The sequence below is a fragment of the Rhizobium sp. PAMB 3174 genome (genome assembly GCF_052908375.1).
Genome location: NZ_CM128608.1, coordinates 1415231 through 1427682 on the forward strand (window position 1 = coordinate 1415231; position 12452 = coordinate 1427682).

12 protein-coding genes are annotated in these 12452 nt (G+C 61.2%); 9 read left to right on the top strand and 3 right to left on the bottom strand.

Annotation, left to right across the window (positions count from 1 at the left end):
- Positions 1–24: 24 nt before the first annotated feature.
- From ACU5AY_RS06675 to ACU5AY_RS06690, 4 genes are all read left to right on the top strand, one after another.
- Positions 25–360 (top strand): ArsR/SmtB family transcription factor, encoded by a 336-nt coding sequence (locus ACU5AY_RS06675; protein ID WP_446823942.1) that lies wholly within the window; start codon positions 25–27, stop codon positions 358–360.
- Positions 361–372: 12 nt separating this feature from the next.
- Positions 373–876: an arsenate reductase ArsC gene (locus ACU5AY_RS06680; RefSeq protein ID WP_446823943.1), complete on the top strand. Its 504-nt coding sequence runs from the start codon at positions 373–375 to the stop codon at positions 874–876.
- Between the two features lie 175 nt (positions 877–1051).
- The gene (locus ACU5AY_RS06685; RefSeq protein ID WP_446828480.1) at positions 1052–1717 is read left to right on the top strand and encodes an MIP/aquaporin family protein; all 666 of its coding nucleotides are present in this window, start codon (positions 1052–1054) and stop codon (positions 1715–1717) included.
- A gap of 436 nt (positions 1718–2153) precedes the next feature.
- Complete coding sequence (locus ACU5AY_RS06690; protein WP_446828481.1) at positions 2154–4055, top strand: L,D-transpeptidase family protein; 1902 nt, start codon at positions 2154–2156, stop codon at positions 4053–4055.
- Positions 4056–4133: 78 nt separating this feature from the next.
- Here ACU5AY_RS06690 and ACU5AY_RS06695 read toward each other — a convergent pair whose 3' ends face one another.
- Complete coding sequence (locus ACU5AY_RS06695; protein ID WP_446823946.1) at positions 4134–4808, bottom strand: HAD family hydrolase; 675 nt, start codon at positions 4806–4808, stop codon at positions 4134–4136.
- 153 nt (positions 4809–4961) lie between these two features.
- Between ACU5AY_RS06695 and rpiA the strand changes: the two genes are divergently transcribed.
- From rpiA to ACU5AY_RS06720, 5 genes are all read left to right on the top strand, one after another.
- Positions 4962–5660, top strand: a complete 699-nt coding sequence (rpiA, locus tag ACU5AY_RS06700) for a ribose-5-phosphate isomerase RpiA (protein ID WP_446828961.1) — start codon at positions 4962–4964, stop codon at positions 5658–5660.
- Between the two features lie 20 nt (positions 5661–5680).
- Positions 5681–6235, top strand: a complete 555-nt coding sequence (locus tag ACU5AY_RS06705; RefSeq protein ID WP_446823947.1) for a DUF2059 domain-containing protein — start codon at positions 5681–5683, stop codon at positions 6233–6235.
- Positions 6236–6355: 120 nt separating this feature from the next.
- The gene (gor, locus tag ACU5AY_RS06710) at positions 6356–7744 is read left to right on the top strand and encodes a glutathione-disulfide reductase (RefSeq protein ID WP_446828482.1); all 1389 of its coding nucleotides are present in this window, start codon (positions 6356–6358) and stop codon (positions 7742–7744) included.
- A 208-nt stretch (positions 7745–7952) separates the two neighbouring features.
- Complete coding sequence (locus ACU5AY_RS06715; RefSeq protein WP_446828483.1) at positions 7953–9326, top strand: class II 3-deoxy-7-phosphoheptulonate synthase; 1374 nt, start codon at positions 7953–7955, stop codon at positions 9324–9326.
- Between the two features lie 96 nt (positions 9327–9422).
- Positions 9423–9833: a GFA family protein gene (locus tag ACU5AY_RS06720; RefSeq protein ID WP_446828484.1), complete on the top strand. Its 411-nt coding sequence runs from the start codon at positions 9423–9425 to the stop codon at positions 9831–9833.
- A gap of 6 nt (positions 9834–9839) precedes the next feature.
- Here ACU5AY_RS06720 and ACU5AY_RS06725 read toward each other — a convergent pair whose 3' ends face one another.
- Together ACU5AY_RS06725 and ACU5AY_RS06730 are read right to left on the bottom strand one after the other, a co-directional pair.
- Positions 9840–10385: a DUF1003 domain-containing protein gene (locus ACU5AY_RS06725; RefSeq protein ID WP_446823951.1), complete on the bottom strand. Its 546-nt coding sequence runs from the start codon at positions 10383–10385 to the stop codon at positions 9840–9842.
- Between the two features lie 35 nt (positions 10386–10420).
- Positions 10421–12349: an LTA synthase family protein gene (locus ACU5AY_RS06730; RefSeq protein WP_446823952.1), complete on the bottom strand. Its 1929-nt coding sequence runs from the start codon at positions 12347–12349 to the stop codon at positions 10421–10423.
- Positions 12350–12452: the final 103 nt, after the last annotated feature.

Here is a 12452-nt window from a genome sequence, read left to right on the forward strand (position 1 = left end):
CATAATTTCGTGATTTCTGGAAATATGGAAATAAACAAGGCGCTCGTCGCGCTATCGGCGCTCGGTCATGAACAAAGGCTCGGAATCTTCCGTCTGTTGGTCACAGTCGGCGGTAGCGGGCTGGTCGCGGGCGATATTGCGAAGCGGCTGCAGGTGTTGCCGAATACGTTGTCGGCCAACTTGTCGGTGCTGATGCAGGCCGGGCTGATCGCTAGCGAGCGGCAAGGGCGGTATATTCGCTATCGGGCGGACATGGAGACGATGGCAGGCCTGGTTTCATTTCTGCTCGAGGATTGCTGCGGCGGGGACAGCAATCTTTGCGCACCAGTGTTCGATCAGTTGAAAGCATGCGGTTGCTGAGGAGAGAGGCCCATGGGGAAGATCTACAATGTCCTGTTTCTGTGCACCGGAAATTCGGCGCGCTCGATTATCGCTGAGGCCTGCATGAACCGCGCAGGGGCGGGCAAGTTCATCGGCTATTCGGCCGGTTCCTACCCCAAGGGCGAAGTCAATCCCCATGCCGTCGAGCTTTTGAGGTCGCTGCACTACGATGTCTCCGGTCTCCGGTCCAAGAGCTGGGACGAGTTTGCCGGACCGGATGCGCCCCAGATGGATTTCGTCTTCACGGTTTGCGATAATGCGAAGGGAGAAAGTTGTCCGGTCTGGCCCGGACAGCCGATGACCGCGCACTGGGGCGTACCCGACCCCGCTGCAGTCGAGGGCAACGACAGTCAGAAGGGGCTGGCATTCGCGGAGACATACCGCATGCTGAACAATCGAATTTCGATTTTCGTCAATCTGCCCCTTGCGGATCTGGACCGTCTGTCCCTGCAGAAGCACATAGATTCTATTGGCAGTCAGGAAGCCGTACATTGAGCGTCGGTATTCTCCACACGGATAATTCGGTACGGGATCGCCGCGCCGCGTTCAGGGAGGCATATGGGTTTCGTGTGCTGTCGGCCGTTAGCGTGAACGTGACTTTGCTGAAGGCCGAACGCGTCATGATTGGCGGTATGTCTGACGCGAATGGAAATGTGTGGACATTCGGTTGATGATTTCTCGTAACTTCGTCGCCGAGTTTCTTGGTACCGCATTTCTGCTGGCGACCGTCGTCGGGTCGGGGATCATGGCGGAGGCGCTGGCCGGCGGTAACGTTGCCGTCGCGCTTCTCGGCAACACGATCCCGACGGGCGCAATCCTGTTCGTGCTGATCACGGTGTTCGGTCCGGTCTCGGGCGCGCATTTCAATCCCGCGGTTACTCTGGTCTTCTGTCTTCGAAGGGAGATCCGCCTCGATCTGGCGCTCGGCTATGTCGTGATGCAGGTGCTTGGCGCCATCGCCGGCGTCTGGGCGGCGCACATGATGTTCGGGCTCGATCTACTGCAGCATTCGGACAAGATCAGAAGCGGGCCGGGCCAATGGCTGGCCGAGGGGGTTGCCACCTTCGGGCTGGTCACCGTCATCCTCGGAGCGCTGAAATCCAGACCCCAGGCGGTGCCGGCCTGCGTCGGGCTCTATATAACGGCCGCCTACTGGTTCACCGCGTCGACGTCCTTCGCCAATCCGGCGGTGACCATTGCGCGTGCCTTCTCGCACACATTCGCGGGCATTCGGCCCGCCGACGCGCCAGCCTTCATCGCCGCGCAGCTTGCTTCGGCGGTCCTGGCATTCCTGTTCTGCCGGTGGTTTTTGGCCGAGCCGAAGTCGGAAATCTGAGCGGCTCAACGCGTCTGCCCCCAATTGTTCGCTTTATGATCGTGCCATTTTTGACACGGCGTTTCGCTTTGCAGGCCCGCGGCCGACAGCAGCGTGAAATGGGCCGGGCAGGGGCTTGAGGTATTCATAAAAAATTAAGATGTATTTTCATAAAATTAACTAAGAAATCGGGATGGAGTGCAGACATTTCACGGAATTGTGACAGGTCAAACAACGGTCACGGTTTTGCCAATTTCTTTTCAATTTAAGTCTTATCGGCTAAACAGGACAAAGGGAGTCCTGGCTGATTTGCGGCCGATGGGCGTTACGGTCTGCTTGGGCAGCGGTAGACCGGGAAATCATCGCAGAATGCCAATGAAACGGTGCCGCTCCGCTTTCGACGAAGGCTAGAGGCCGGCACCAAAACTGGACTGAATTACGGGAACTGGAAACACGTATGACCCTTTCTAAACATGCATCCGCGTCAATGTTGGCAATCATGCTCGGCTGCGCGGCGGCGGCAGGCGTAGCGGCGCCGGCACATGCTCTCACGCTGATGGACATCATCCGCGGTCGGACGAGCGAACGTGACCGCAGTGTTCTCACTCCCCCTCCCGGCCAGTCCCAGTCCCGCAACCTGATCAGCGCCGATGATTACGATCCGACGCCGACGGTATCCTCGCCGCGCTACTACACCTACAAGCCGGAAGCGATGCGGCTGGTGAAGATCGCGATCAAGGCCGAGAACGCCACCGACGAAATCACCACCGGTTCGGTCAACGAGGACGGTTCCAGCGTCGTCAAGGTGTCGACCGATGCGGGGGCGAACCAGCGCCAGTCGCTGGCCGATGCGCGCGTGCGGGCCACCAACGATATCGCTGCCGCCGTTGAAGCCTACTACAGCGGCGGCCAGCCGTTGATCTGGGTCTCCGGCATGACGGTGACGGACAAGGCAAAGGCCGCCGTTGCCAAGCTCGAGGAAGCAGCATCCGTTGGCCTCGACCCGTCCGATTATTCGGTCAAGGTGCCGTCCGACAGCTATGACGCCGCCGATCCGGTCGCGCGCAACCATGAGCTCATGCAGTTCGAACTGGAGCTGTCGACGAAGGTGCTTGCCTATGTGCAGGACGACATTCGCGGTCGCGTCGATCCCAACAAGATTTCCGGCTATCACGACTTCAAGCTGAAGACCGTCAACCTGAAGGCCATCCTGCCGATTCTGTCGCTGTCGACCGATGTTGCGAGCTATCTCGACAAGCGCCAGCCGACCGAAAAGCATTTCCAGGCACTGAAGGCTGAACTGGCGCGTCTGCAGGCGGAAGCCAAGGACCAGGACCAGATCGTGATCGCGCCCGGCACCTTCATCAAGCCCGGCATGAGCGATCCGGAACTCGCCAACGTCGTTGCCGCGATCCGCAAGCACGGTACCGAGGAGCTGAAGACCAGCTTTGCGCCGGTACTGGCAAGCTACCAGGGGACCCCGGACTACACGCCGGAACTGGTCGACCTCGTCAAGGGCTTCCAGAAGGAAGCGGGCCTTGGCCCTGACGGCATCATCGGCAAGAACACGATCAACGCGATGGTCGGCGAAACCAACCAGGCGAAGATCAACAAGATCGTTGCCGCCATGGAGCGCTCCCGCTGGCTGCCGAACAATCTCGGTCCTCGCTACGTCTTCATCAACCAGCCCGCCTACAAGGCCTATTACATCAATGGCGGCCAGGAGCAGCTGTCGATGAAGGTCGTGGTCGGCCAGCCGAACCACCAGACCTACTTCTTCCAGGACGAGATCCAGACGGTCGAGTTCAATCCGTACTGGGGCGTGCCGCAGTCGATCATCATCAACGAGATGCTGCCGAAGCTGCGCCGCGATCCGAGCTATCTCGACCGCAACGGCTACGAAGTCAGCTATAACGGCCGCAAGGTGTCGTCCTCGGCAATCGACTGGAGCCGCGCGCCGCGCGTCGACGTGCGTCAGCTGCCGGGCAGCAGCAATGCGCTGGGCGACCTGAAGATCCTGTTTCCGAACGCGCATGCGATCTACATGCACGACACGCCGGCCAAGAGCTTCTTCCAGCGCGACGTGCGCGCCCTCAGCCATGGTTGCGTGCGCCTCGCCGAACCCCGCCAGATGGCGGCTGCCGTGCTTGGTGAGAATGTCGATTACGTGAACCAGGAAATTGCCAGCGGCCAGAACCGCGCCGTGCCGTTGCCGCAGAAGTTCCCGGTCTACGTTTCCTATTTCACCGCCTGGCCGAACAAGGACGGCGTCGTGGAATATTTCGACGATGTCTACAGCCGCGACATGTATCTCGATCGCGCCTTCAAGGCGACGAGCGACGTCCGCGCAAACAGCTGAGCGGGAAGCGGAAATTTTCGCACAAAAAAGGCGGCTCTCGGGCCGCCTTTTTCATTGGACGATCAGGCGCTCAGGCGCTCAGGCGCGCGTCAGCTCGCGGACGAGGCCGGGCGTCAGTTCGTCGTAATGGGCGATGATCCGTCCCGGAGAGAGCTCGGCGACGGGTACGTCCGAATAGCCGAACGGTACGGCGATCGACGCAACGTTGGCGTTGCGGGCGGCCATGATGTCGTTGACACTGTCACCGATCATGACACTGCCGTTCAGCGTGCCGCCGGCGCGCGCGATCGTTTCCGTCAGGTGACGGGCATCGGGCTTGCGCACGGGAAAGGTATCGCCGCCGGTGACAGCGGCAAAATGCTTGGACAGGTCGAGGCCGTCCAGCAGCCGGACCGCGAGCGATTCCATCTTGTTGGTGCAGACGGCCAGCTTGTAGCCGGCATCCGTCAGCCGCTCCATGGCCGAGACGACGCCGGGGTAGGGCGCGCTCTCGCCCGGCATGCCGGCGCGGTAGTGCTCGACGAAGACGCCCATCAATTCGGTCAATCGCGCCTCGTCGAGGCTTTCACCGCGCATGGAAAAGGCGCGTTCGATCATCGTGCGTGCGCCCTGGCCGACGAGAAAGGTCAGATCGTCATAGGTGACGGGCGCCAGACCGGCCGTGCCGATCGTGTAATTGATGGTCGTCACGAGGTCAGTGGCGGTGTCGATGAGCGTGCCATCGAGGTCGAAGACGACTACGGGCGAGGTCATGGGTGGCCTTTCTTTGAAGCGGGAGCGATTGAGGTTCGGTAAGCGAAGGCGGGACGGAATGCAATGTCCGGTTTCGATCGCGCTTGGGGCTTTCGTTTGGCGCTTCAGCCGTGTAAACAGCACTCCGGTGCAATAAAGGGAGGAACGTGGCGCATGGACGCCCGTCAAATGAAGATCAAGGCTGCCGCGGCGGCGCTTGCTCACGTCGAGAATGGAATGCGTCTCGGCATCGGTACAGGATCGACGGCCGAGGAATTTGTCCGGCTGCTGGCCGAGAAGGTCGCCGACGGCATGTCGGTCGAGGGCGTGCCGACATCCGAACGGACCGCCAGGCTCTGCCTCGAACTCGGGGTCCCATTGAAATCCCTGGACGAACTTCCCCATCTCGATTTGACGATCGACGGCGCGGACGAACTGGACAGCCGGTTGCGGCTGATCAAGGGCGGCGGCGGTGCGCTGTTGCGCGAAAAGATCGTCGCGACGGCTTCCGACCGGATGATCGTCATTGCCGACGAGAGCAAGGTGGTCGAGACCCTCGGCGCCTATCCGTTACCGATCGAGATCAACCCGTTCGGCAGTGCCTCGACGCTTCTCGCGGTCGAGAAAGCGGCCTCCCGGCTCGGTCTTTCCGGTGCCCTCACGTGGCGGCATACACGGGACGACGAGCTGTTTACGACCGACGGCGGGCACTACATTCTGGATGCATCATTTGGCCGTATTCCTGATGCAGAGGCCTTGTCGGCAGAACTTTTTTCAATAGCCGGTGTGGTGGAACACGGGCTGTTTATCAACATCGCTTCGCTTGCAATCATAGCCGGCGCCGACGGCGTGCGGTCCCTGCAGGCAGAATAGAAAACAGGAGCTTGAAGCGCATGATGAAATTCGCTGGTCTTGGCCGGGCGGCAATCGTGACCCTTATTTTTTCCGGTCTGGCTTTCGGATCCGTGGCAAGGGCGGACGACCCGAGCGAAGCGCAGGTCAAGGCGGCTTACACCGTTCTTGACGCACTTGGCGCCACCACTCCGTTCGACAACATCCTTCCGCAGATCGCTTCCAGCCTGAAGGCGCAGCTCATCCAGGCTTCTCCGAACCTGGAGAAGGAAATCAACGAAACCGTTGACGAGCAGGCGCTTGAAATTGCCAAGCGTCGCGGCGACCTCGAGCATGAAGCCGCGATCATCTACGCCAAGGAATTCACGCTCGAGGAACTCAACCAGATCTCGACCTTCTATTCCTCGGATCTCGGCAAGAAGTTCCTGAAGTACAACCCGATCGCCGCCCGCGAACTCAACAAGGCGGCTCAGATCTGGGCGTCCGGTGTGTCGCGCGACCTGTCGGCAGCCGTGGCCAAGGAGATGGACGCCAAGATCAAGGCTCAGCAGCCGGCACCGGCCGCAACCGACGCAGCGCCGGCTCCCAAGCCCTGATTGCCGTTACGTCATATCCCATGAAAAGCCCGGTCCGCCGGGCTTTTCTTTTTTGCCTGACATGCCCATATGGCTTAGGCATTTCACATTCAAAGTTCCTGCTGCACTCCGGAGTCGCCCATGCCTTCCTTCGATTATGATCTGTTTGTCATTGGTGGAGGCTCCGGCGGCGTGCGCAGCGCCCGGCTTGCGGCGTCCATGGGAAAGAAGGTGGCGATTGCCGAGGAGTACCGCTTCGGCGGCACCTGCGTCATCCGCGGCTGCGTTCCCAAGAAGCTCTTCGTCTATGCCTCGCAGTTCAGTGAGCATTTCGAGGATGCCGCCGGCTTCGGCTGGACCGTCGGCGAGAGCCGCTTCGACTGGAAGGCCCTGATTGCCGCGAAGGACAAGGAAATCGAACGGCTGGAAGGCCTCTATCGCAAGGGCGTCACCAATGCCGGCGCCGAGGTATTCGAGACGCGGGCGCTGATCGAGGGGCCGAACGCGGTGCGGCTGGTCAGCACGGGGCAGGTGGTCACCGCCGAGCGCATCCTGATCGCCGTGGGCGGCGCTCCGAACCCGCATGACTCCCTGCCGGGCCACGAACTCTGCATTTCGTCGAATGAGGCATTCCACCTGGAGGCCTTGCCGAAATCCATCCTGGTCGCCGGTGGCGGCTATATCGCGGTCGAGTTCGCGAACATCTTTCACGGCCTCGGCGTGGAAACGACGCTCGTCTACCGCGGCAAGGAAATCCTGTCGCGCTTCGATTTGGATTTGCGCCGCAAGCTGCATGAGGCGATGGAAGCCAAGGGGATCCGCATCATCTGCCAAGACGTCATCGAGGACGTGCGCGAGACGTCGAGCGGTGGCCGGGCCGCACGGCTGAAGGGCGGCGAGGTGCTGAATGTCGACCAGGTGATGCTGGCGCTCGGCCGCGATCCCTATACCAAGACGCTCGGGCTGGAGAATGCTGGCGTCGAGACGAATTCGAAGGGTGCGATCGTCGTCGACGAATATTCCCGCACGAACGTTTCATCCATTTTCGCGCTTGGCGATGTCACCGATCGGGTACAGCTGACCCCGGTCGCCATTCACGAGGCGATGTGCTTCATCGAGACGGAGTTCAAGGGCAACCCGACGTCGCCGGATCATGATCTAATCGCGACTGCCGTGTTCTCCCAGCCGGAGATCGGCACCGTCGGCTTCAGCGAGGAGGATGCCTCGAAGGCCTTTGAAGAGATCGAGGTCTACAGGGCGGAATTCCGGCCGCTGAAGGCGACGCTCTCCGGGCGGCAGGAGAAGACGCTGATGAAGCTGATCGTCAATGCCGCGGACCGGAAGGTCGTCGGCGCGCATATTCTCGGCCACGACGCAGGCGAAATGGCGCAGCTCCTCGGCATCACGCTCAAGGCGGGCTGCACGAAGGACGACTTCGACCGCACCATGGCCGTGCATCCGACGGCGTCGGAGGAACTGGTGACGATGTATTCGCCGACATACCGGATCCGGAACGGCGAGCGGGTCTGAAGACCTTTTCAATACAGTCGGAGACGCCGACGGAAGTGCCGGCGTCCCGCGTCCTGATCGATCGCAGTTGCCACCGGTTGTTGTCGCAGGAGCAGCAGGTATTGCCGGCGATTGGCGCTATACATGCGGCCGTTCAGACGCTATAAGCCGCCAACTTGAAGAAGACGTACGTCCGGACGATCGGCCGGAACATGAGTAGGTGATTGACATGGCACAGACTTGGACACCCGACAGCTGGCGCAACAAGCCCATCCAGCAGGTGCCGGACTATCCGGATCAGGCGGTTCTCAAGGCGACCGAGGAGCGGCTCGCCACGTACCCGCCGCTGGTATTCGCAGGCGAGGCGCGTCGCCTGAAGTCCGCGCTCGCAAGCGTCGCCAATGGCGACAGCTTCCTGCTGCAGGGCGGCGATTGCGCCGAAAGCTTTGCCGAACACGGCGCCGACAACATCCGCGACTTTTTCCGCGCCTTCCTGCAGATGGCCGTCGTGCTGACCTTCGGCGCGCAGCTGCCGGTCGTCAAGGTCGGCCGCATTGCCGGCCAGTTCGCCAAGCCGCGCTCCTCGAACATCGAGAAGCAGGGTGACGTGGAACTGCCGAGCTACCGCGGCGACATCATCAACGGCATCGAGTTCACGCCGGAAGCCCGTATTCCGAGCCCGGAACGCCAGATCATGGCCTACCGTCAGTCGGCCGCGACGCTCAACCTGCTGCGCGCCTTCGCGATGGGCGGCTACGCCAATCTGGAAAACGTTCACCAGTGGATGCTCGGTTTCGTCAAGGACAGCCCGCAGGCGGAACGTTACCGCAAGCTCGCCGACCGCATTTCCGAGACCATGGAATTCATGCGGGCGATCGGCATCACGTCCGAGAACAACCATTCTCTGCGCGAGACGGATTTCTTCACCAGCCATGAGGCGCTGCTGCTCGGCTACGAACAGGCGCTGACCCGCGTCGATTCCACGTCTGGCGACTGGTACGCGACCTCCGGCCATATGATCTGGATCGGCGACCGTACCCGTCAGCCCGACCATGCGCATGTCGAGTTCTGCCGCGGCATCAAGAACCCGATCGGCCTGAAGTGCGGCCCGTCGATGACCGCCGACGGACTGATCGAGCTGATCGACATCCTGAACCCGGCCAACGAGGCCGGCCGCCTGACGCTGATCTGCCGCTTCGGCCACGACAAGGTTGCCGACAATCTGCCGCGCCTGATCCGTGCCGTCGAAAAGGAAGGCCGCAAGGTCGTCTGGTCCTGCGATCCGATGCACGGCAACACGATCACGCTCAACGGCTACAAGACCCGTCCGTTCGAACGCGTCCTGTCGGAAGTCGAAAGCTTCTTCCAGATCCATCGTTCGGAAGGCACCCATCCGGGCGGCGTCCATTTCGAAATGACCGGCAAGAACGTGACGGAATGCACCGGCGGGGCGCGCGCGCTGACCGGCGACGATCTTGCCGACCGTTACCACACGCATTGCGACCCGCGTCTCAACGCCGACCAGGCTCTCGAGCTCGCCTTCCTTCTCGCCGAGCGCATGAAGGAAGCCCATGACGAGAAGCGCATGGTCGTCAACGGCTGATCAGCGGCGCTGATCGATCGTTTCAGTCGATTGAACTTGCATTCGAAGGGCCGGCAGCGATGCTGGCCCTTCATCATTTGCGGGGAGACTACGGCAATGTCGACAGACTTTCAGATCCATTCGGGCGGATGCCTTTGCGGCGCGGTGCGGTTTCGCGCGCACGGCGAACTCAGCAAGGTCGTCGCCTGCCACTGCAGCCAGTGCCGCCGTCAGTCGGGCCACTTCTGGGCATCGATCAATGTGTCTGACGAGGAACTGGAGATTGATGGCGCGGATGGCGTGACGTGGTATTCGGCGACACCCGGTATTCTCCGCGGCTTCTGCCGGGTGTGCGGCTCGTTCCTGTTCTGGAAAAGGGAAGGTCGGGATTACACGTCGGTCGGCGCCGGCGTATTCGACTTGCCGACGACGCTTGTTCTGACGCGGCACATCTATTGCGCCGACAAGGGCGACTATTACGAGATCAAGGACGGCCTGCCGCAGTTTCCCGGCTCGAGCGCCGGGTGATATTCCTTACTGCAAGGTCGCGTCGTCAGATCGTCGGTCGAGCGCCTGGGTGAGGCGGGCGACGTCCTCGCGCAGCCTTGCGATCTCGCCGAGCACCTGCATGTCGATCTTCTGGTGCAGGGCGAGCACTTCCAGCTCGGCCTTCAGGTTGACCTCGTAGTCCTTTGCGGCCTCGAAACGGTCGCGGGCCGCCTGCCGGTTCTGCGACATCATGATGATCGGCGCCTGGAGGGCCGCCAGCATGGAGAGCACCAGATTGAGGAAGACGAAGGGATAGGGGTCGAAGACGTCACGGGTGAGCAGGATGGTGTTGGCGATGACCCAGAAGGCCATGAAGACGCCGAAGCTGATGATGAAGCTCCAGGAGCCGCCGAAGGTGGCAATGTTGTCGGCAAGCCGCTCGCCGAAGGTCTTGTCGGCGTCGAACGCTTCGTTCGTGTCGGTCGAAAGCGTGCGACGCTCGCTGATGTGCTTGAGCACCCGTCGTTCGGTTTCGCCGAGTTGCTCATGCGATTTGCCGAACAGTTTCTGGGCAAGGTCGATCGGTTTCATGGTGTCAACCGTCTATGGCCGATGGGCGCGGTGGATCAGGTGCCGATATCTATAGCACCGCCCCTTTCGGGGAAGAACCGCTTCAAACCGTATTCCTTGCCAAACATTATGTCATGCTGGAGGAAGCGGTAATCGCGGATCAACGGCGCCACGCCCTTCTTCTGCTGCCAGCCGGAGACATCCTTGCCGGAGGCCTGTTCCAGCATGTAGCGGTCGAGGATGTCGTAGTGCTTGGACACGTCGCCAAGGAAGCCGGTGTAGTAGGGATGTTCCATGCCGGCGAGCTTGAGGATGCGATAGGGCAGCAGTGCGGGGCTGATCGTGCCGATGTCCTTGACCGGCCCGGTCTTGCTCGACCAGATCAGCAGCGGCGTTTCGTGCTCCCGTTTCATCTGGTCGGCGGGGGCGCGGCGCAGGGCTGTCTGCTGCTCCATGTAGCCACCGCTGACATAGGCGGTTCCGAGCGGCGGCAGATGGTCGCCGAAGAGGACGATGATCGTCTCGCGATCGCGCGTCTTTGCCCATTCGGTCAGACGCTTGAGGCTGTCGTCCGCTTCCTTGACTCCCTGGGCATAGGTGGCGATGCGCTCGCGGTCGTCTTCCGGAATGTTGCCATCGACGGAGATCGTGTTGACCTTGTAGCGGTGCGGCTCATACGGGCCATGGCCCTGCAGGGTGACGGCGAAGAAGAAGAAGGGTTCTTCGACCTCGTCGGCTTCGCGCATGATTTCCTTCATCAGCGACTCGTCGGAGGCGAAGATCCCGCGCTTTTCCATCGGCGGCATCTTGTCCTCGGACATGAACTCGTCGAAGCCGAAGTCCTTGTAGACGTTCGAGCGGTTCCAGAACCATTCCTGGAAGGGATGGATGGCGCGCGTTGTGTAGCCTTCGCTCTTGAAGAAGGTCGCGAGCGAGGGCAGGGGGCGGCGGACATATTGCTGGTAGGGAATGCTGCCCCACGGCAGGAAGGCATTGGAGAAGCCGGTCAGCGCCTCGAACTCGATGTTCGGCGTCATGCCGCCGAATTCCGGCGAGAAGACGTGTCCTCCCTGGATCGAACGGATGAAGGGCATCGGATCGGGCGAGAGCTTCACATTCGGGAGCCGGGTCGGATCCCAGAAGGATTCACTCATCAGCACGATGACGTCAGGCTTCTGACGGTAGTTGGCCGGCACGGCGAGGCCCACAGGCTCCTTCTGGATCGCACCGATCGCATCCGGGCCGTAGCCGGCGGGCGCGGCGACGTGGGCCATCGGCACGTTGAAGAGGAAGGCGAGGATGAAACCGTTGTGCTTGTAGTTCTCCTTCTGGTCCCACATCATCGGCACGGCCTGCAGGCGGTCGCGCAGCCAGAAGAACTTCGAGTAGTCCATCATGTGGGCAAAGCCCGCGATCAGCGGCAGGGCGACGGCAAGCCGCAGGATGCGCTGGCGAGCCGAAAGCCGCGGAAAGGTGCGCCAGGCGAAAATCCAGGAGCCGATGACCGCTGCGGCAACGACGATCGTGCCCACGGCAAGCAGGATTGCGGTGAGCGGCCGGTCGCTGACGAGTGCAGGCATCAGTTCCATGATCTGCCGGCCGAACAGCATGTCGGACGGGTAGAAGGGATCGGACAGATAGAGCTGCTTCTGCGAGTTGACGACCGCCATGCCGACCAGCAGAGGCGCGAAGATCAGGATAGCCTTGTGCTCGCGGCCGAGCAGCGCGTCACCGGCCAGATAGGCAAGAAAGACGACGCCAACGGTGGTCCAGGACGGCTGGGCGAAGGTTGCGAAATAGGAGAGTGCTTCCGGCAGCGATCCGCGCGAGATCCATTCGACGACGAAGACCGTCAGGAAAGACAGGAACAGTGTCGCGAGCAGGGCCGATGCAAAAACAGTTGCCTGATGACCGCGGCGGGTAGCGGTGCCGCCTGCGTCAAGATAAGCATTCTGGGCAGGCGCACCGGATATGAAATAGGCCAAGGAAATCTCCAGATTTCACAAAAGTTTCATGCAAGCGTCATACGACTGTCACGATACTTACAGAAGGGCGCCTGAACCGAGCATGAATGAAATATTTCGTGCG

What these genes read in the sequence shown, in the direction of transcription:
- ACU5AY_RS06720 (WP_446828484.1), top strand. Translation starts at nt 9,423, where the DNA reads ATGTCGACAGACTTTCAGATCCATTCGGGCGGATGCCTTTGCGGCGCG.
- ACU5AY_RS06715 (WP_446828483.1), top strand. Translation starts at nt 7,953, where the DNA reads ATGGCACAGACTTGGACACCCGACAGCTGGCGCAACAAGCCCATCCAG.
- ACU5AY_RS06690 (WP_446828481.1), top strand. Translation starts at nt 2,154, where the DNA reads ATGACCCTTTCTAAACATGCATCCGCGTCAATGTTGGCAATCATGCTC.
- gor (WP_446828482.1), top strand. Translation starts at nt 6,356, where the DNA reads ATGCCTTCCTTCGATTATGATCTGTTTGTCATTGGTGGAGGCTCCGGC.
- ACU5AY_RS06680 (WP_446823943.1), top strand. Translation starts at nt 373, where the DNA reads ATGGGGAAGATCTACAATGTCCTGTTTCTGTGCACCGGAAATTCGGCG.
- ACU5AY_RS06685 (WP_446828480.1), top strand. Translation starts at nt 1,052, where the DNA reads ATGATTTCTCGTAACTTCGTCGCCGAGTTTCTTGGTACCGCATTTCTG.
- ACU5AY_RS06725 (WP_446823951.1), bottom strand. Translation starts at nt 10,385, where the DNA reads ATGAAACCGATCGACCTTGCCCAGAAACTGTTCGGCAAATCGCATGAG.
- rpiA (WP_446828961.1), top strand. Translation starts at nt 4,962, where the DNA reads ATGGACGCCCGTCAAATGAAGATCAAGGCTGCCGCGGCGGCGCTTGCT.
- ACU5AY_RS06705 (WP_446823947.1), top strand. Translation starts at nt 5,681, where the DNA reads ATGATGAAATTCGCTGGTCTTGGCCGGGCGGCAATCGTGACCCTTATT.
- ACU5AY_RS06675 (WP_446823942.1), top strand. Translation starts at nt 25, where the DNA reads ATGGAAATAAACAAGGCGCTCGTCGCGCTATCGGCGCTCGGTCATGAA.
- ACU5AY_RS06695 (WP_446823946.1), bottom strand. Translation starts at nt 4,808, where the DNA reads ATGACCTCGCCCGTAGTCGTCTTCGACCTCGATGGCACGCTCATCGAC.